The sequence below is a fragment of the Fontibacillus panacisegetis genome, from assembly GCF_900102215.1.
Classification (GTDB): domain Bacteria; phylum Bacillota; class Bacilli; order Paenibacillales; family Paenibacillaceae; genus Fontibacillus; species Fontibacillus panacisegetis.
Map to the genome: position 1 here is coordinate 1 of NZ_FNBG01000016.1, position 19,183 is coordinate 19,183.

The 19,183-nt window shown below is 39.8% G+C and carries 17 protein-coding genes and 1 pseudogene; 12 read left to right on the plus strand and 6 right to left on the minus strand.

Translation table 11 applies throughout. The annotated features are described in order from the left end of the window. On the minus strand, positions 1-261 hold a 261-nt coding region (locus BLS49_RS13995; RefSeq protein ID WP_175471415.1), incomplete at its 3' end, for a transposase. A gap of 381 nt (positions 262-642) precedes the next feature. Between BLS49_RS13995 and groES the strand changes: the two genes are divergently transcribed. Both groES and groL read left to right on the plus strand, forming a co-directional pair. Beyond that, positions 643-924: a co-chaperone GroES gene (groES, locus tag BLS49_RS14000; RefSeq protein ID WP_091231505.1), complete on the plus strand. Its 282-nt coding sequence runs from the start codon at positions 643-645 to the stop codon at positions 922-924. A gap of 52 nt (positions 925-976) precedes the next feature. After that, the gene (gene groL / locus BLS49_RS14005) at positions 977-2,596 is read left to right on the plus strand and encodes a chaperonin GroEL (protein ID WP_091231508.1); all 1,620 of its coding nucleotides are present in this window, start codon (positions 977-979) and stop codon (positions 2,594-2,596) included. 130 nt (positions 2,597-2,726) lie between these two features. Here groL and BLS49_RS14010 read toward each other — a convergent pair whose 3' ends face one another. The 3 genes and pseudogenes from BLS49_RS14010 to BLS49_RS25800 form a co-directional block, all read right to left on the minus strand. Next, positions 2,727-3,209 (minus strand): tyrosine-type recombinase/integrase, encoded by a 483-nt coding sequence (locus BLS49_RS14010; protein WP_175471416.1) that lies wholly within the window; start codon positions 3,207-3,209, stop codon positions 2,727-2,729. Then, positions 3,181-3,306, minus strand: a pseudogene (locus tag BLS49_RS14015) (Arm DNA-binding domain-containing protein); the annotation flags it as partial. The gene BLS49_RS14010 and the pseudogene BLS49_RS14015, both read right to left, overlap by 29 nt. A gap of 2 nt (positions 3,307-3,308) precedes the next feature. Next, positions 3,309-3,542: a DUF5348 domain-containing protein gene (locus tag BLS49_RS25800; RefSeq protein WP_175471417.1), complete on the minus strand. Its 234-nt coding sequence runs from the start codon at positions 3,540-3,542 to the stop codon at positions 3,309-3,311. A gap of 482 nt (positions 3,543-4,024) precedes the next feature. Here BLS49_RS25800 and BLS49_RS14020 point away from each other — a divergent pair, with 482 nt between their 5' ends. From BLS49_RS14020 to BLS49_RS14045, 6 genes are all read left to right on the plus strand, one after another. After that, positions 4,025-4,318, plus strand: coding sequence for a hypothetical protein (locus BLS49_RS14020; RefSeq protein WP_091231511.1), 294 nt, complete (start codon positions 4,025-4,027; stop codon positions 4,316-4,318). Positions 4,319-4,439: 121 nt separating this feature from the next. Next, positions 4,440-4,997 (plus strand): class F sortase, encoded by a 558-nt coding sequence (locus tag BLS49_RS14025; RefSeq protein ID WP_175471418.1) that lies wholly within the window; start codon positions 4,440-4,442, stop codon positions 4,995-4,997. After that, positions 4,994-6,106, plus strand: a complete 1,113-nt coding sequence (locus BLS49_RS14030; protein ID WP_091231521.1) for an amidase domain-containing protein — start codon at positions 4,994-4,996, stop codon at positions 6,104-6,106. Before BLS49_RS14025 ends, BLS49_RS14030 begins: the two co-directional genes overlap by 4 nt. A gap of 74 nt (positions 6,107-6,180) precedes the next feature. Further along, positions 6,181-7,662 (plus strand): oligosaccharide flippase family protein, encoded by a 1,482-nt coding sequence (locus BLS49_RS14035; protein WP_091231523.1) that lies wholly within the window; start codon positions 6,181-6,183, stop codon positions 7,660-7,662. A 65-nt stretch (positions 7,663-7,727) separates the two neighbouring features. Further along, complete coding sequence (locus BLS49_RS14040) at positions 7,728-8,204, plus strand: YhcN/YlaJ family sporulation lipoprotein (RefSeq protein ID WP_091231525.1); 477 nt, start codon at positions 7,728-7,730, stop codon at positions 8,202-8,204. A gap of 553 nt (positions 8,205-8,757) precedes the next feature. Next, positions 8,758-9,522 carry a stalk domain-containing protein gene (locus tag BLS49_RS14045; protein ID WP_091231528.1) on the plus strand — a complete coding sequence of 255 codons (765 nt, stop codon included), beginning with the start codon at positions 8,758-8,760 and terminating at the stop codon, positions 9,520-9,522. Positions 9,523-10,274: 752 nt separating this feature from the next. On the opposite strand, the gene BLS49_RS14050 is transcribed toward BLS49_RS14045, so the two are convergent. Then, a complete protein-coding gene (locus BLS49_RS14050; RefSeq protein ID WP_091231531.1) occupies positions 10,275-12,050 on the minus strand; it encodes a glycine betaine ABC transporter substrate-binding protein in 1,776 nt (591 codons plus the stop codon). Further along, entirely contained in the window at positions 12,047-13,252 is a 1,206-nt protein-coding gene (locus BLS49_RS14055; protein ID WP_091231536.1) for a quaternary amine ABC transporter ATP-binding protein, read from the minus strand. The genes BLS49_RS14050 and BLS49_RS14055 overlap by 4 nt, the downstream gene beginning before the upstream one ends. A 244-nt stretch (positions 13,253-13,496) precedes the next feature. Between BLS49_RS14055 and BLS49_RS14060 the strand changes: the two genes are divergently transcribed. The 4 genes from BLS49_RS14060 (at position 13,497) to BLS49_RS14075 (ending at position 19,030) form a co-directional block, all read left to right on the plus strand. After that, positions 13,497-14,054 carry a GbsR/MarR family transcriptional regulator gene (locus tag BLS49_RS14060; protein WP_091231539.1) on the plus strand — a complete coding sequence of 186 codons (558 nt, stop codon included), beginning with the start codon at positions 13,497-13,499 and terminating at the stop codon, positions 14,052-14,054. A 686-nt stretch (positions 14,055-14,740) separates the two neighbouring features. After that, positions 14,741-15,169, plus strand: coding sequence for a MarR family winged helix-turn-helix transcriptional regulator (locus tag BLS49_RS14065; protein WP_091231542.1), 429 nt, complete (start codon positions 14,741-14,743; stop codon positions 15,167-15,169). Between the two features lie 91 nt (positions 15,170-15,260). Then, the gene (locus tag BLS49_RS14070) at positions 15,261-16,283 is read left to right on the plus strand and encodes an NADH:flavin oxidoreductase/NADH oxidase (protein ID WP_091231544.1); all 1,023 of its coding nucleotides are present in this window, start codon (positions 15,261-15,263) and stop codon (positions 16,281-16,283) included. Between the two features lie 284 nt (positions 16,284-16,567). Then, complete coding sequence (locus BLS49_RS14075) at positions 16,568-19,030, plus strand: GH39 family glycosyl hydrolase (protein ID WP_091231550.1); 2,463 nt, start codon at positions 16,568-16,570, stop codon at positions 19,028-19,030. Positions 19,031-19,183 lie beyond the last annotated feature (153 nt).

Consider the following 19,183-nt stretch of genomic DNA (forward strand, 5'->3'; position numbering starts at 1 on the left):
CGTATCGTTCACGGCACGTTCAAGCTTACGCTCTGAGGGAATGTCGTACAGATAGCCAAGCAGTAGCATTTTAAAGAATACGATGGGATCTAGGGAGGGACGCCCATTGTTCTCACAGTAATAAGGTTTAACCAGATCAATAATGAAATTAAAATCGATATATTTGTCGATGTTGCGCAAAAGATGATCTTGAGGAACTAATTGCTCCAAGCAGACCAGTTCATACTCTAATTGAGGGTTTGTATCATTTGTAAACAACATAAAATCACCGCTCTCTGGCATATATTATATAGATATTATACCATATTAACGCGGTGATTTGGTGAAATAATGACTTTTTCAACAGTCTGACTTTTGCAGGGATTTTGGACAAAGCTAACTTTGGACAAGAGCTAACATTGACCCGCAATTAGAATTGCAATTAAGAATATTTTCAGCCCACAAAGGATACAATTGGGAAGGGTATGTCCAATTCATAGTAGGGTAACGGAAGTTTTAAGACAAAAAATGTTATCAAGGACTTGAAATCTTGCTATAAGTTGAGTATCATAAAAGTTGTTATTAGCACTTGAACATGTCGAGTGCTAATACATAAGTAAATTAATCCATAAACACAACATATTTAAAGGAGGCTATTTTTTCATGATCAAACCTTTAGGTGAACGCGTACTGGTAGAACCGATCGAACAAGAGGAAACTACGGCATTTGGCATCGTACTTCCGGACACAGCTAAAGAAAAACCGCAAGAAGGTAAAGTAATTGCTGTAGGCAGCGGTGCATTGAAGGACGGCGTGCGCATTCCTCTGGAAGTGAAGGAAGGCGATCGCGTATTGTTCTCCAAATATGCAGGAACAGAAGTCAAATATGAAGGTAAAGAATATTTGATTATGAAAGAAAGCGACATTCACGCAATCGTCGGTTAATTTAACCGAACCATATGAATAAACTACATCCATTTTGGGAGGTTTTTTAACAATGGCAAAAGATATTAAATTCAGTGAAGACGCCCGCCGCTCCATGCTGAATGGGGTTGACGCTTTGGCTAATGCAGTTAAAGTAACACTTGGTCCTAAAGGCCGTAACGTAGTATTGGAGAAAAAATTCGGCAGCCCGCTCATCACGAATGACGGTGTAACGATCGCTAAAGAAATCGAGCTTGAAGATGCATTCGAAAACATGGGTGCTCAGCTCGTTAAAGAAGTAGCAACTAAAACTAATGACGTAGCAGGTGACGGAACTACTACTGCAACAGTTCTTGCACAAGCTTTGATCCGTGAAGGTCTTAAGAACGTTACTGCTGGTGCAAGCCCAATCGGCCTGCGCAAAGGTATTGATAAAGCCGTTCGTGCTGCTGTAACAGAACTGCAAAAGATCTCCAAACCAGTTGAAGGTAAACAATCTATTGCTCAAGTAGCTGCGATCTCCGCTGCTGACGAAGAAGTAGGCGAATTGATCGCTGAAGCTATGGAAAAAGTGGGTAAAGACGGTGTTATCACTGTTGAAGAATCCCGCGGCTTCTTGACTGAGCTTGAAGTTGTAGAAGGTATGCAGTTTGATCGCGGTTACATCTCCCCGTACATGATTACTGATACGGACAAGATGGAAGCTGTTCTCGACAACCCATACATTTTGATTACTGACAAGAAGATCAGCAGCACTCAAGAAATTCTGCCGATCCTTGAAAAAATCGTTCAACAAGCCAGACCGCTTCTGATCATCGCAGAAGACATTGAAGGCGAAGCACAAGCTATGCTGATCGTGAACAAATTGCGTGGTACATTTAGTGCGGTAGCTGTTAAAGCTCCTGGCTTTGGCGACCGTCGTGAAGCTATGCTTCAAGACATCGCAGCTCTGACTGGTGGTCAAGTGATCACTGAGAAATTGGGCCTTGATCTTAAGAGCACTACAATCGACCAACTGGGTAATGCTCGCCAAGTACTTGTTACTAAAGAAAACACAACCATCGTTGACGGTAGCGGCGACAAAGCTGACATCGATGCTCGTGTTAACCAAATCCGTGCTCAACTGGAAGAAACAACTTCCGAATTCGATAAAGAAAAATTGCAAGAACGTCTTGCTAAGCTTGCTGGTGGCGTAGCCGTAATCAAGGTAGGTGCAGCTACTGAAACTGAGCTTAAAGAACGCAAACTGCGCATCGAAGATGCACTCAATGCAACTCGTGCAGCAGTTGAAGAAGGTATCGTATCCGGTGGTGGCGTAGCGCTCGTGAACGTATACAGTGCTGTAGCTGCTGTTAACGTAATTGGTGACGAGAAGACGGGTGTAAACATCGTACTTCGCGCTCTGGAAGAACCTGTTCGCACCATCGCAGCAAATGCTGGTGAGGAAGGTTCCGTTATCGTGGATCGCCTGAAAAAAGAAGAAGTAGGCATTGGTTACAATGCAGCTACTGGCGAATGGGTGAACATGTTCGATGCAGGTATCGTTGACCCTGCGAAAGTAACTCGTTCCGCATTGCAACACGCTGCTTCTGTAGCAGGTCTGTTCCTGACAACTGAAGCTGTAATTGCTGACAAACCAGAACCAGAAAAACCAGCTATGCCTGACATGGGTGGAATGGGCGGCATGATGTAAACTGACCTGAAGTTCCTTGACTAGCAAGGAATCTCAAGTTAGAAAACGTCATTTGACCACATTTTGACCATATGAATAAAAAATAGGCTTCTCACAAGTTCAGATCGAACTTTGTGAGAAGCCTATTTTATTAAGCGTTGCGTAGTTCATCAAGCATTCGGTTAAGCTTCTTTTCAAAAGTGAAAACGGTATGTCCACCGATCTTTGAATAGGCAAAGAGCAGCGAATCAACAAAATCGATTTTGATTTCATTGTAAACCTTCAGAGCAGCCTCTTTTTCCATTGTCTTAGTGACGTGTAGATACACAGTTCGAATTTGTTCATCATTGCTATGACCCAGTCGTTCAATGATTTGAAAGATATCGGCTCCAGCTTCTGCTAATAGCGAAACATGGGTATGCCTCAGCGAATGCGGGGATAGCTTCTCATTAAGTCCAGCGAGCCGTAGAAGCAGAAGCCGTCTCATGCGGTTATGGATCGTTTTGATGAGTTCAGGGTAGCCCTTATTATGTTCCGTCTTTGCGAATATAAAATCATGGTAGTACGTATCTTTATTCAGCTTTTTGATTTCATCCTGGGCGAGCTTGTGCTTCCTTTTTAGTCTTAAATCCACTTACTGTTTTCTGCTTCCGCTTTCCTGTTACTGGATCTCGGCCTATTTCTACAGAAAACGACCAAGTAGTTCCACGTTTCCTGAAATATCCTTGCATGCCTAGCCCTCCTGATAAACACTACTGTTATTCGCGAACTCTTGCCTGTAGATTTGTAAGCGGGACACATCTGGTATTGCCACGGCGTAGTAATTGTATCCATTGTGTTCAATTCTGGTTCTGATCCAAAATATTTGCTCGTAAAAATCATTATGATAAAGTATTTCTATAGGCGAACCGAAAGTGAAATAGTGGTTGTCGTCAATTTGATACCTACCACTTTTGTTTTTATGCAATACGGTCTTTCAGCAACGATGGAGCTTTCTAACATTTCAATTTTTATGATTAGGTGTACTAGTACTTCTTTTAACTCTTGAAGAAAGAGAAAATCGGAACGACCCTGCAAATTAAGTCCCGTGATTGTAGTTTCCTCTTCTATTTTGTAGATGACCGCTCCAATTTCAGCAGGACTAGCAAAGCCAGCACTCTATTTTCTGCAAAATTTGCATTTCACCACTATTTGTTTTGCCGCTCCCGAAATTCCTTAAGCAATTTCATTACGCTTTCATCCATATCTTTTGAAGTAAAGTAAAGCGGCCTGTTGTGTAAAACCACAGAGAGTTTTAAATAAGGGAACAGTCAAACAATCTTTATTTTCTTGTTGGCGGAACGAAAGTTCCGCCGTTTTCTTTTTCTTAGAAATTTCCAGCTTTAGCGGGTGGAATATTTGGATACCATACCTTCTGGGGATAATAATTTCAAGGAGGATGAAATAAATATGAAAAAAATATCGGTTGCTGTTTTGTCCGCATGCTTGTTGCTTTCTTCTGTATCGGCTGTTAGTGCAGCTCCAGTAAGCGAGAAACACGAACATAAACTTCATGAGAAGCACGTGAAAAAACATGAAGAAAAGAAAATTCGTGCGAAATCGATTCATAAAGCTGGAATTCACAAGAAATTGAAGGGTACAGGAAAAATAAAAGCAAAAAGCATCAAGGCTAAGAGTTTAAAAACAAAGGCTACTAAAATGCCGAAATCAGGTTTTGGTGGCGCAAGTGAACAAACCGAATAGGGGGGATGAAAGAGGGATTTAAAGCCCTCTTTCTTTCTTAATTATGAAAATAAAATTGTTCGCGAATTTGTCGCTGGCGCTTTTATTAACAATTATTTGTTGCTTAGGCTGCAATCATTCTGTGCAAAATCAACATTCGGCTCAAGAAAAACAATCTCAAAAAAATGTGCTGATAAAAAATGATTTGCCTAATAATAAAGACATTTCACCTTTAGAATCCATTAGGCCTTTTATTCCTACACAACTAATTATACCGGCGATAAAAGTATCTGCGAAAGTTGTTCCTATAGGCGTTCTTGATAATGGGCAAATGGATGTACCCAAGGATACTGAAATAGTTGGTTTTTTGTATCCCAGTGTTCTTGCTGGAACAAAAGGAAATATGATTATGGATGGACATGTAGATAGTTATACTGGTGCTGCTGTTTTTTTTGATCTGAAAAAATTGAATCCTGGTGATGCGGTTATTGTTCGTAATCAGCATTCTGATCGATCAATGACTTTCCGGGTCGAATCGGTTGAAGCCTTCAAAACTACCGAGGCTCCTATTGAGCGAATATTCGGGCATACTGATGAATATCATTTAAACTTGATAACCTGTACTGGGAAATATAGTCGAAAAAAGAAAGAACACGAAGAACGGTTAGTGGTTTTCACTAAATTGGATGGTGGCAAATGATTAAAATCATTAAGTTGATTTTATGTTTTTCAATTTTAACTATTGATTGTTTCTGGTGTAGGGAAGCTTATGCCCAAAAAAGTAAAACAGAAAATGATATTGAAGTATTATTGAAGCAGGTATATGAAAAAAGAGCAAAGGCAATGATTTATCAGAATGATCATGTTTTGGAGACTGATTACTTATCAGATAAAACAAGCATGAATGCTCTCTACAATGAACAGAGGCGAATAAAATACATCAATACATGGGCTAACAAAAGATCAATCAAATTAGTTAATGCCGAAAGTGAAATAAAGATTGTTCGATTAAAGGTCATGGATGAAACAGCTAATGTTTCCATAGTGCAGTCCCTAAAATTAAGTTACGATTACCTGAATAAAATAATTCCGGTTCAATCCTTTGGGATTGGAACTAGTCATTTTCTTACCATGAAAAAAACAGAGGGCAAGTGGAAGATTTTACGCGAATGGTACTTAGATCCCTTAGATGAGGATCCCGACAAAATAGCAGAAGCGCAAAATGGATTTGGGACTGTCGTTCAAAACACAAGGAATATAAGCAATGGAAAAAGATTTAATAGGAAACAAGCGGTAACCTATGCAAACAAGTATGCAGGAACAGCTTGGGGAGCCGGAAATAATCGCAGATATAACCCGAATTACAAGGATTATACAGGCCGAGGAGGGGACTGCACCAATTTTGCTTCTCAAGTAGTTGGGGACAAAATGGGAGGAGGACTTCCGATGACGAACCAATGGCGATACTACAAACAATCAGGCGGAACAGAATTTTGGATTAGAACGGACTCCTTCAAAAATTTTCTCATTAATAGCGGGTACGGGAAGCAGATTATTAAGGGAAAATTTCATCAAATAGTAGCACCGACAAAAGAAAATCCGAATGGTGCAATTGCACGGTTGCAGCCAGGAGATTTGATTGGTTATATCATCCATGGAAATGATATAGACCATTTTTCGATATTTGTTGGGTATGATGAAAATGGTTATCCGCTTGTTAATTCGCATTCAACTGATCGCTTCAGGGTTCCATTTGATCTGGGTTGGGATCGAAATACTAAATATTTGCTTATTCATATCAAGGATTAGTTATGTGCTTGTCAGCATAACTGAGTTTGGAAAGTAATAAAAATGAGGTATGACATTGTGTCCTCGGGGGGAACATGAAGAAACCTCATTTATTATTGCAGTCTGCAATTAGAGCCAGTGCAATGACAATGGTAAAAATACTTGGTTTAATTAGCCGAATAATTCTGGCCAGATTGGTTGGCGCAGAAGGAATTGGTTTGTACCAAATGGGGTATTCGTTATACGGTTTTGTGATCATGCTTTTTGGAGGGGCGTCTACGGCTTTGGCGATTATTACTGCTAAGAAGCCGGGAGAAGGTTGGAAATTCCTGAAAATGCTATCTTTCGGCATTATCATTTCAGCTGGAATACTTAGTCAAATTGTTTTTTGGGAATCTCCAAGGATTGCATTATTACTTGGTAACCCTGATTTGTATGATGCACTGAAAAGCATTGCTCCAGCTATCTTTGCCGCTCCATTACTGGGTCTATTGCGGGGATATCTACAGGGACTTGAACAATTTCGTATTATTGCTGTTTCAGAGATTATTGAACAAGCATCTCGAGTATTTTTAATGCTGTTAATTATAAACTATTTCCTGCCTTCAGAATTAGGAATTGTTGTTGGTAAAGGTTTGTATGCTACTTTCTTGAGCATGATCATCGCCTTTTCATTACTAATAATTTATATCTTTCATAACGATTTACATTTATCCAGTTCGCATCAGGCTGAATCGTCATTTCCTATCAGATGGTTAATCCGGACTTCAATCATGATTTCGATTACCCGTTTATTAGTTCCGGCATCGGAATTCATTGACGCGATCCTTATTCCTAATCGTTTAATAACCTCAGGATATAATCCTACAGAAGCTACTTCAATTTTCGGCATTATTACGGGTATGGCGTTTACCGTCGTTTATACTCCTACACTAATAACAGAGGCTCTAAGCCATACACTAACCATGAGATTTGCAGCTCACTGGAATCAAAAGGAAGAACAGAAATTTCATGAGCTTCTACACACCGCAATGAAATTAAGTTGGTTATGGGGTTTAACTTCAGCTTCCTTTTTATTTATTTATGCGGAGGAATTGTCTTTTTACATATTCCATACGGATAAGGCCAGTGAGTTAATCAAATATTTATCGGCCATTCCTATTATTGTGGGGCTACGAGAAGTAACAACCAGCATACTTTGGGCTCAGGATGTTAAAAAAGTTCCATTTTTAGGGTTAGCCACCGGAATATGCATCTCCACGATTATTCAATATTTTGTCATTGCTATACCAGGCTATGCTTTCGTTGGAGCAGCTGCAGGCTTATTATCCATGGAAATTGTTTCATTTGCTTTGAATATAACGGTTTTTAAAAGAAACCTAAACTTGATCAAAGTTTTACCTTACGCGTTGTTAGATGTTTTGGCAATCGGGGGATGCATGACTGTTTTAGCCCAAATCAAACCTGATTCCATAATAAGCTTGCCGGAGTTTCTAATGAGCAGTATTTTCTTTTTTGCTTTAACAGGGATTTACATGATCTTCCGGTGTGGTGATGTCTATTCAGCTGGAAAATAAAATTCGAAATACCACTGCATAATTTTAAGCAGTAAGGCAAAAATACCCGAAAAGGAGGAAGAAGGATGGCATTTACAAAAATGAATATTAACCGGTTAGGAATTATTATGCTGGCTGTGCTGATCATATTATCAGGTACAGGGTGCACAGCAAACAAATCGGCAAATTCCGCGAAGCCTAAGACGAAAAGTGTGCAAAACAAGAAAGCAATTAATCCGGTCACAAAAAAAATTTCAGATGAAGTACTAAAAGTGAAGGGTGTAAGTAAAGCAACAGTCTTAGTACACGATAAGGATGTTGTAGTGGGTATTGATGTTAAGAAAGGGGAACCTGCAACATCAGTCGAGGAGAATGTCCGGTATAGAGTAGAGGGTAGCAAGCCAGGATATTTTGTACATGTTACAAGTGATAAAAAGATTCATGAAAGAATAAAAAAATTAAACACTAAAATGACAGGAAAGAATTCTGTTAAAACATTGGGGAACGATGTAGGAGTAATTATTCAAGACATAGGAAAAACAATTAGAGCTCCTTTTCAATAATAGTAACATTTGGGTAACAAAGGTTTTGCTTTATAAGCCTCTCAGGAGTTCATCGAACTTACGAGAGGTTTTTTTCTTTTTACGTCTGGTAACATGAAGATACACATGTTTAGTTGTATCATCATCCTTGTGTTAGTAGCTACCCGAGAGGATATGTTAACATTTATTCTTGGTCTGATTTAAGAAATATTTGGGGGAAAGAAGCAGAAACTACTGTTCCGAGTGATTTGAATAGTGAAGCTAATAGCGATTTCATCGCTTTGAAACAAGAACGTGAGAAAGTAGCTAGTGCTAGTGAAATCACTAAGCATGAGAATGCTATTAAGAATATGAAGAGAAATATACCCCTGACGCAGAACAGTTTATTAAAGTAGCCCGTTCAGAAGAAAGGAAAAGGAGAGCTCGAAGCTCTCAAATCCGAGCTTGACACTAGAATCGTCGAATTGAAAAAAAATAGCATCACTTGAACCAAAATAAATTTCCAATATTTATGCTTGTGTAATATAAATCTTCATGGGACAATAAGGATTAATCTGGAAAATGAGGGGATTAGATGATTAAGAGAAAGAAGCTTTTGTTGTTTGGAGCGGCTATTGCGTTGGCTCTATCGTCATTTGCTATAGGAGCTGCGGGGGCAGGGAGATTTCAGTTGATTGTTAATGGAAAAACAGCAACAACAGAGGTAAAAGTGATCAACAATACAACCTACGTGCCTTTGCGAGCAGTATCGGAAATGCTCGGTGCGAAGGTGACATATGATAGTGCTACAGGGACGATCACGATTAATAGTGAGGGAGCCGCTGTTGTACCAAGTACTCCTCCTAGTCAAGACACACCTACTACTAACACGAAATCAAGCGAAAATAGTCGGCTAAATCCTGCAGAGATTGGAACAACGCTTTCTTTTGCCGTAAAAAATATTGTTAGTGAATACAGCGGAAATGTAAGCATTTCGCAAGTTATCAGAGGTGATCAAGCTTGGCAGATGATTCATGAAGCCAATATGTTCAACAATGAACCAACTGATGGTTACGAATATATGCTGGTGAAAGCCAAAGTTACGATCACTAAAAATTCAAAATCCGACGCTGCGGTTGATCTTTGGGGCGGTGACTTCACATTAGTTTCTGCTACTGGAACAGCCTACGATACCCGGGCAGTTGTAACACCTGATCCTAAACTTGATGCAAGTATCTATGTAGGGTCATCAAATGAGGGCTGGGTAGCTTTTCAAGTTAAAAAAAGTGACGAGTCACCATTGATTGTGTTTGAACGAAAGTATGATGGGTCAGGCGGGGTTTGGTTCAAAACAAAATAACATAACTATCATTCAAGGTTCTCACCAGTGGTGAGACCTTTTATTTTGGCTTTAGCCAGTTGGATGGATGGTTCTGTCTCTCGACGACGGTTATAGGCAATAACCACCCTATGGGTCTTCGCTTCACGAATTTGCTTGGAAATGGTAGTGGTTCATATATAAGCACAGGAAAAACACTTCCATAAAGGTGAAGCAAGTTTTATTTTTAATCTGATTTTCAGGTATCAGTAATGTTAGATTAAGGAATGGCCTATATAGTAATAGTACCCCCTTCTTTTGTTTATATATGAAGAGAGGCTGTCCCAAAAGTTATCTAAGATAACTTTGAGGGACGCCTCTTGTTTAGCAGTGTAAAGGCAAGATATCAGGAAAAGGATGCAAAAATACAGTTTTTTTTAAAGTAGCCTTGAAAGGATGAACAAAAGCCTGCAAAAATGCAGGAATATGGTTCAGAATGGACTAGTTTGAAGAGAATCCTTAGAGGAAGCCTGCACATTTGCAACAATTTAGGGCATTTAGAGGCTTTACATAAACAAAGCCTGCACATTTGCAGGAATTTCAGGAATTCCGCAGCATGACACTATTACACATGAGATACGGTCATAGAATGTGTGGCAGGATCAAGCGGTGCAGGGATCATCTTCCTTGCACCGCTATTTCTAGTTTTAACAGTAACCCTACTTTTGGGACAGCCCCTCTTAGGTTCAAGGATCTAATCTCAAGGTCATAATCAAATTTACGATTTAAATGACCTATTCAATAGATTTGTTCAAATCTTCAATCGATTCGATATCCACATATGCAGGCACAACCAACCCGGTTTTAACACCCGTCATATTGGGACCAAGATCCTCCAGTTGGCTACTATATTTGTCCCAATAATCGGCATGGGTCAAGGGAAGCCATGCTGCGGCAGTGAAATCTACATCACCATTTGCTACACCAGTCCACATCGGACCGGCCTCCACTTGAAGTGCGGTTACTTTATAGCCCAGTTTTTGTTCTAAGATGTACTGGAGCAGGTGAGAACTGGCAATCTCCGAATCCCAAGCTACATAGCTCAGAGTTAAACTTTGACCTGCTACAGTTGGAATGCCCTTAATCCATTCATCCACGTGGTCCTTATGTGCCTCCGCCCACTGTGCTGCGGCTTTATTTGGTGTTTCTCCGCTCTGTATAGAAGTCATGATCTCACCCATTTCATCCGAGGTCCAATGGAACCGTTTCAGAAATTCATAGGCCGAAGGTTGATCCTCAGCAAGACCGAGGCGAGCGACAGTGTGGATTTCCTCAGCATCTCCGTAAGCTTTAAGCGGGTCTTCTAAATATTTAAGATCGTACTTGTTGAACATCCAGTGCGGAGTCCACCCGGTAATAACAATTGGCTCTTCTTTGCGTATCGCTTTATCCAGTGCGGCAGTCATGGCGGCACTAGATCCTTCAATTAAATTCCAACCCTCCAGCTTGTAGTCTTGTAGGGCTAATGCTGTTGATTTCATAATGCCGGACCCAGGATCGATTCCGATAATATTATAATCGAAAAGTGTTCCGACAGAATTCTCCCGTTGAGTCTTGGAAGTGACTTCTTCACCTTGCTGAAGCACAGCTTGTATTATTCCTCCGAACAGGATGACAATAATTAGTGCTGTGGGAATAACCCATCCTCTAAGGGAGCGTTTTACTCCGATGACAGCGACTTTTTTTCGTTTTGGTTTCAGCAGCCTCTGAGTGAAACGATCAAGAACGATTGCGAGCACAACGACAGCAAGTCCAGCTTCGAAGCCCTGACCGATCTTAAGCTGAGTCACAGCACGATATACTTCCGCCCCGATGCCCTGTGCACCTATCATCGATGCGATGACAACCATCGATAGGGACAACATGATCGTCTGGTTAATCCCGGCCATCATAGTTGGCATGGCAAGAGGTAACTCTACTTTGAATAATTTCTGCCATGAAGTTGAACCGAAGGCATCTGCCGCCTCACTTAATTCTTGAGACACTTGTTTGATACCGAGATATGTCAGGCGAATAGTCGGCGGGATTGCAAAGATTACGGATGCGATTACACCCGGAACAACGCCAAGACTGAAGAAGGTGACTGCAGGAAGCAAATAGACAAAAGCTGGCATGGTCTGCATGAAATCAAGGACCGGAGATATGATGCGATGAGTTCCTTTGCTGTAAGCACTCCAGATTCCGATTGGAATACCAAGCACGATGGAGATAAGTCCTGAGGTGATGACGAGACCTAGCGTATTCATCGTATGTTCCCAGTAACCAAAGTTATCAATTAGCAGAAAGCCAATGACGGTGAAAAACATCAACGGTAGACGACCGATAGCAAATGCTAGTATGCCGATAATCGTGATGAAGAGGAGTGGATGAGGCAAGAGGAATATCCAAGAGAAGAAGGTTACAATGTTTTCAATAACCGTGGATATAGCATCAAACATTCCACCTAGATGATTCTCCATCCATGCAACGATCCAATCGATCCAGTCAGCGAGCGGAATTTTTGGTGTCATTTCGGCTCCCCTCCTTCAGATTGATTAACATAGCCGGCTAGTGCTCCAAGAAGAGCTCCCCGGATAATAATACCAAGTAGCTTGCCTTGGCCATCTACAACTGAAACCGGAACCTTGGCAGAACTTGTGAGTTCAAACATATCACCGAGAAGTATGTCTGGTTCAACTCGTGGGACATCAGTCATTAGAATGTCTGATAATGACTTTCCAGCCTTCGCTGCTGCAGAAGCATCCTCGGCTGTAATTGCTCCTAGTAATGCTTTGGAGCGGTTCACGACAAATAAATTAGAGATTCCTAGTTCACGCATGAGTTCCAGCGCAACGCGTGGGCCCCGGTCTAGTGTAATCGTCTCTGGGCGCCGCATAACATGGGCAGCGGTGAGTACTTTAGATAGATCTACATCCTCAATGAAACGTTCCACATAGCGATTGGCTGGTTGAGTCAGCATTTCTTCCGGTGTTCCGATTTGTACTAGTGATCCGTCCTTCATCAAGGCGATACGATCACCGATTCGGAGAGCTTCATCAAGATCATGGGTTATAAAGATAATTGTTTTCTTCATTTTTTCCTGCAATTCAAGTAATTCATCCTGCATATCGCGGCGAATTAACGGGTCAAGTGCGCTGAAGGCCTCGTCCATCAGAAGTACCTCAGGGTCATTTGCCAAAGCACGAGCAAGACCTACCCGCTGTTGCATACCACCACTTAGTTCATCGGGTATTTTGTCTCCCCAGCCTTTTAAACCGACTAATTCGAGCGCTTGCTGAGCTTTATCCCTACGGGTTTCTAACCCTATTCTCTGGATTTCCAGACCGTATTCTACGTTCTGAAGTACAGTACGGTGCGGAAAAAGTGCGAATTTTTGGAATACCATACTGATGCTTTTCTGCCGCACTTTCCTTAGCTGGGCTTTATTCATCTTCATTAGATCCTGCCCGTGAATCAGCACCTCGCCCGACGTAGGATCAATCAGTCGATTGAGCATTCGAACTAAGGTGGACTTGCCGCTTCCTGAGAGTCCCATAATGACAAAGATTTCACCCTCGTTAATTTCGAGACTGACCTTGTTGACCCCCACCGTGATTCCTTTACTGGCCAGTTTCTCTTTGCTATAGCCTTGTTCTAAGAGATGAAGACCTGCTTCCGCATTTGGGCCGAACAATTTGGTAACATTTCGGACTTCGATTATGGATTTTGTCAAACCATCAACCCCTTTAATTCAATTTTAGCCAAAATACTATGGAGTCTATTCGTGCTTACTAGTGTAACAAAAGACTTCAATTCGCACAAACGAAAAACTGTTCATAAAGATCGAACAGAAAAAACTGTACATAAAGAATGTTGGTATTTCTCCTTAATACTTCAACATACTATCCAAGAGTCTTCTTTACATTTCGGTATGACTTTCTTAATATAGAAGAGACATTGCGATAGGAGGTGCAAGCATGAGCTTGGACCAGCTTTCTCCGGAACAACATTCTACATTATTGAAGATACGTAAGCGTGTTATAGAGGCTATAGGAAGAAACATGGATTTGTATGGTGTACCTATTTCAACAGGGCACTTGTATGGACTGTTGTATTTTGCTGATAAACCAATGACTTTGGATGAAATGGGCTTGGAAATGAGTATGAGTAAGACAAGTATGAGTACAGGGGTTAGGACCTTGCTTGATCTCAAGATGGTCAATAAGGTCTGGGAGAAGGGCTCACGTAAGGATTTATACGAAGTTGAAAGCGACTGGTATCAGTCGTTCACAGACTTCTTCTCCACAAAATGGAGAAAAGCTGTAGAGAATAATATTCTTGTGCTACGCCGATCTATTGAAGAGGTTAACGTATATCTTCAATCACAGTTAGAGGGGCCTATTCATGATGTTCTTTTGGAGGATCAACGGAAGATGAAGGAGGCTGTTCAATATTATGAATGGCTGGACAGGTTGATCGATGCAATGGAAAGTGGCGAAATCTATAAGCTGGTTCCGAAGTCCCCCATAATCTAGCCATGGGAGAATTTTCGAGTATACTATATAAGTTGAACTAAAGAAAGAACGACATCATTAGTAAAAGCAGGTACAAGATCAGGAAAAGTATGCAAAAATACAGTTTTTTTAAAGTAGAAATGAAAGAATGAGCAAGAGGTTGCAAATGTGCAGCAATTTTTTTCGTAAGTGTCCAGTTTGAAGAGGATTTTAGAAAAAGCCTGCACATCTGCAGGAATTTAGCATATTTTGAGACTTTACATCATAAAAGCCTGCACATCTGCAGGAATTTCAGGAATTCTGCATTGCGAACCTCATAACTCTAGTGTAGAAGGAAAAGCGATGGAAAGAACATTTTACCCAGCTGCCTATATACGTACAATCATTAGTTCAATGTTATTGCAATCGCCTTCAAAAATAATGAACCAGAAAAGACAGGATTAGTCTATTTTTGAAATTTTGTATCGCAAGGAAAACCGAAGGGGAATCACTTTTCGGGGTATCACAAATAGAGGGGCTGTTCCTGAGTAGATAAAAACTGCTCATGGGGTAGCCCCGTTATTTGTTAACGGCAAACCGCTATCCGATGGTAAGCAGAACAGCTTGTGTTATGTATATTGTTTTGACCGTTTAATGTAACCTTGATAGAATTAGCATAATGGTTTTAAAAGCTGTTTATACTTTAGAATAGATCAGGTGAGTTGGAAATGAATGAACACAATAAAAATGAACTTTTAGATATTTGGTTAACCTTGACTCATTTTCAATCGAAAATAAACGATGAACTGGAGCAGGCACTTCAGGAGCAATTTGATTTATCCTTGAAGGAATTTTATGTCCTCAATTTCATATCGCAAACTGAGGAGAAGAAATTGAGATTACAGCAGCTGCAGGATATGGTTGGTTTAAGCCAAAGTGCTATATCCAGGCTGGTAGGAAGAATGGAGGCCAAAAATTGTGGAGCCCTGCAAAGACATATATGTGAGGATGATCGCAGAGGGGTTTATACATGTATTACTGAGCTAGGCGAAAAAAAATTACAAAAAGCGCTTGTAACCTTCAATGAGGTTCTACAATCTGCTCTTTTAAAAGATGGACTGAAATCAGAATTACAAGCACTTATCCAAAAGCTTTGATACGATAATGTGCAAGTTGACAAAATATATAAACGTGCTAATATATATGCGTGTGCATACATTTATCTGAAAAAGAGAGGAGTCTTTCTTCATGAAAGATTTATTTAGTCCCTATAAGTTTAAAGGAATGGAATTAAAGAACCGTATTGCAATGCCTCCAATGTGTCAGTTCTCGGTTGATAAAAAAGATGGTGTTTCAACGGACTGGCATTATTTACACTATGTAAGCCGTGCAGTTGGCGGAACAGGATTTATTATCATTGAAATGACGGATGTAGAACCGGATGGACGTATTTCCGATTTTGATCTTGGATTATGGTCAGACGAGCAAATTCCTGCTTTAAAAAGAATTGTAGATGCCTGCCATAGTTACGGTGCCAAAGTGGGTATCCAAATTGCTCACGCCGGACGAAAAGCGGAAGACGCAGAGGTGCCCGTAGCTCCATCTGCTATTGCGTTTGATGAAAATTCAAAGCAGCCTAGAGCTCTTTCGACAGAGGAGGTTAAAGGCTTGGTGGAGAAATTCCGCAGTGCTGTAGCACGTGCAGTGAAGGCCGGGTTTGATGCCATTGAAATACATGGAGCTCACGGTTACTTAATCCATCAGTTTCATTCACCTCTTACCAACAAAAGAGACGATGAGTATGGTAAAGACCTTACCAAGTTTGGCCGGGAGATTATTGAGGCAGCCAAGGCTGAGATGCCGGAAGACATGCCGCTCATCATGCGTATTTCCGCTAAAGAATATGTAGAGGGTGGCTACGGTATTCAGGAGAGCATTGCTTTTGCTAAAGTATATCAACAAGCCGGGGTAGATATGTTTGATATCTCGTCGGGTGGTGAAGGACCAATTGCCGCATGGGGCAGACCTGGTACTCACGCGGCTTATCAAGTGCCATTAGCTCGTGAAATCAAACAAGCCCTTGATATTCCTGTCATAGCAGTTGGCAGACTTGATGATCCTATTCTGGCGAATGCGGTTATCGGAAATGAAGATGCCGATCTGGTAGCTGTTGGGAGAGGAATGCTAAGAAACCCTCATTGGGCATTAGAAGCCGCAGCCAGCTTGAGAAAAGAAACAACGATTCCCAGACAATATACTACAGGTTTCTAATGTAGGTTGCAGAAAAGAGCCAAGGAACAAAAATCCGGTAATTTGCCGTACTATTGTTCCCTGGCTTATTTAAAGCCGATGACTCATTAAGAATGTTCAGCAAATGCATTTATGAAAGTGACTTTCTCGGAGTGTATTTAAGCAGTCACATTTGCTAAATGGGTGACATAAAGTAATCCCCCCTTGATATCGATGTTGATTTTTGTTTATATGTTTTATACCGACTGCATTTTTCTGATCAGTTGGAGATAGAATATCAAACATTAATCATTGGAGGTACTGATGTGAAAAATTCATTTATTCATATTCCATATTTACCGGGATGTCCTGTACATTTCATGATTAATGATTATAATTCCGAGGAGTTCCACCAACACTCAGGCCTGGAAATTATTTGGCTACTTCATGGGAAGCTGAAGGTAACGGTCAGTCAAAATGATTATTTATTACTTGAAAACGATCTTATTTTAATTAACCATTTTGAAGCCCATCAAATAGTTCCGAAGGCATCGGATGCTTATTTTATTCAACTACATATAGACAGTCTTTTTATAAATAAATACAATCATGACTTTTATAGCATGTTATACGATTTAAAATCCTTCAAAAATAGTGAAGATAATCAAAAACCATATGATGTCATTCGTATTCTATTTAGTCAGTTAATTACCCGAAAATACAGTCATACTGTAGAAATCAACAGCGATGTTCTTCAGCTCTTAGGATACTTAACTTTCCGTTTTAGTAAAAGGCTCTCTTTGACGGAACCGGAAAATCCATTTTTCTATAAAAATTCCAACATTGTTCAGCAAATGCTTAACCGAGTTGAACAGGATTTCAAAGGAAAGCTTACGTTAAGTGAAATCGCGCTGGAGCAGCATTACAATTCATCCTATTTGTCAGATCAATTTAGAAAAATTGTAGGAGTTACTTTTAAGGCATATTTAGAAGAAATCAGGATCAGGTATTCTTTATTTTTGCTGCAACACCAGGAAGCTTCTATTTCAAATGTAGCATTAGCTTCAGGTTTTAGTGATGAAAAAAGCTATTATAAAGCGATAAAAAACAAATTTTCGTTAACTCCTTTACAATTACGTAAAAAATATCAGGAGCAGTATGACGAGGGGATATCTTTAATTAACCATTTGAATGTAGAATTAATTAATCAATATGCAGCTATTCCTATCGAGCCAAGAATGATAGAAGACAATACAATTCAAATGACTATCGTCAAGGATATTCAAACTGAGCGGTATGAATTGAAGCAGGCCTGGAACAAAATCATTAATATCGGGTCTGCAAATACTTTATTAAACCAAAATATACGTGACCAAATAAAAGAAATACATGAAGAAATCCAAATTGAATATTTGCGGTTTGAAGGTGTTTTTAACCAGGAAATGGACGTAGTGCAAAAAGAAAGAGAAGGTTTTAAATTCAATTGGAAGTTTATTAACAACATTCTGGATTATTTAGTGGATATTGGAGTCAAGCCTTTTATTTGTTTGAGTTATATGCCTCCTTTATTTGCAAGCAAAAGCACCAGCTTCTTTAACTATCAGGGGAATACTTCACCACCGAAGGAAATGAGTCAATGGCTGTCCCTTGTTCAATCCTTTATGATGAATTGCATTAATCGCTATAGTCATAACATTGTATCTGAATGGTACTTCCAAATATGGACGGAGTTTCCTGTACATGATATTCATTGGAGCGGCACACTCGAACAGTATTTAGAGTTGTACAAGCAAACGGCGCTTCTCATTAAAGGTATATCTCCAACACTAAAAATTGGACCTGCAGCAGAAAACTTTCATACGGAGGAACATATTTCTGAGAAGCTCCTTGAATATTGCGAGAAGAATGAGATACCTATTGATTTCTACAGTTGCAATATTTACCATAATCGAATCAAATTTAAAGAATGGTTGGAGCGTTCTATAACTGATCCTGTGGATATAAAATTAATTCCATTTCAATACGAAGAAAAAAATCATACAAAAAATTTGCTGGAAAAAATGCATCGGATGCTTAAATCAAATTATAAAAAGGATATCGAATTCATCGTAACACGCTGGAATTTTAGTTGGGACGTTACGAATTTTCTTCACGATACAGCCTTTATGGCCACTTTTATAATTGATAATATGCTGGATAAATCGGTTAGTCTTACGAATGCCATTGGTTATTTATCTGCATCTGATATTCTCTATGAGTGGGATATAAAAAACACCCCGTTTTTCGGAGGGACCGGATTAATCAATACGGAAGGAATCAAGAAATCAGCATATTATGCCTTCGTATTTTTATCCAAGTTAGGGAGCACTGTATTTGCCAGGGGCAAAAATTATATCATGACAAGGCAAGGGGAGGATATTCAAATTTTGGTTTACAACCATACTTATCCTGACCAATTGTTCATAAGGGGTGAAAAAGAGGAAAAGATTTCTTATGACATCTTTGAAGAGTCGAACGATTTATTACTAAATATCCACCTGAAAAATATTTATGGAACCTATAAATGCAAGCAATACAGTCTCAATCGTCATAACGGTTCTGCCTATGATGAATGGATTCGGATGGGTGAATATGTCGATCTGAACCATGAAGAAACAGATTATCTGAAGAACATTTCCAGACCTTCATTGAAATTAAAACAACTCGCATTACAGGGTGATCTCCATCTTGCTTTGCATGTTCCGGTTCATGGAGTTGAATGTATCCTGCTAAATAAGTTTTATAACTAAACCAAAGAAATTCCCATTAAAATTAGGGGTGATTCTTTGGTTTTTCTCTTTTTCCCTGAAGCTGAATTACATATACATTTTTATTTTCCCATCATTCGTCTAAGAAACAGGAAGGAATCAATATCCGATCTCAATTAAAATTTATGCTATAAA

What these genes read in the sequence shown, in the direction of transcription:
- BLS49_RS14060 (WP_091231539.1), top strand. Translation starts at nt 13,497, where the DNA reads ATGAGCTTGGACCAGCTTTCTCCGGAACAACATTCTACATTATTGAAG.
- BLS49_RS14050 (WP_091231531.1), bottom strand. Translation starts at nt 12,050, where the DNA reads ATGACACCAAAAATTCCGCTCGCTGACTGGATCGATTGGATCGTTGCA.
- BLS49_RS14040 (WP_091231525.1), top strand. Translation starts at nt 7,728, where the DNA reads ATGGCATTTACAAAAATGAATATTAACCGGTTAGGAATTATTATGCTG.
- BLS49_RS14030 (WP_091231521.1), top strand. Translation starts at nt 4,994, where the DNA reads ATGATTAAAATCATTAAGTTGATTTTATGTTTTTCAATTTTAACTATT.
- BLS49_RS14065 (WP_091231542.1), top strand. Translation starts at nt 14,741, where the DNA reads ATGAATGAACACAATAAAAATGAACTTTTAGATATTTGGTTAACCTTG.
- BLS49_RS14020 (WP_091231511.1), top strand. Translation starts at nt 4,025, where the DNA reads ATGAAAAAAATATCGGTTGCTGTTTTGTCCGCATGCTTGTTGCTTTCT.
- BLS49_RS14070 (WP_091231544.1), top strand. Translation starts at nt 15,261, where the DNA reads ATGAAAGATTTATTTAGTCCCTATAAGTTTAAAGGAATGGAATTAAAG.
- BLS49_RS14035 (WP_091231523.1), top strand. Translation starts at nt 6,181, where the DNA reads ATGAAGAAACCTCATTTATTATTGCAGTCTGCAATTAGAGCCAGTGCA.
- groL (WP_091231508.1), top strand. Translation starts at nt 977, where the DNA reads ATGGCAAAAGATATTAAATTCAGTGAAGACGCCCGCCGCTCCATGCTG.
- groES (WP_091231505.1), top strand. Translation starts at nt 643, where the DNA reads ATGATCAAACCTTTAGGTGAACGCGTACTGGTAGAACCGATCGAACAA.
- BLS49_RS14045 (WP_091231528.1), top strand. Translation starts at nt 8,758, where the DNA reads ATGATTAAGAGAAAGAAGCTTTTGTTGTTTGGAGCGGCTATTGCGTTG.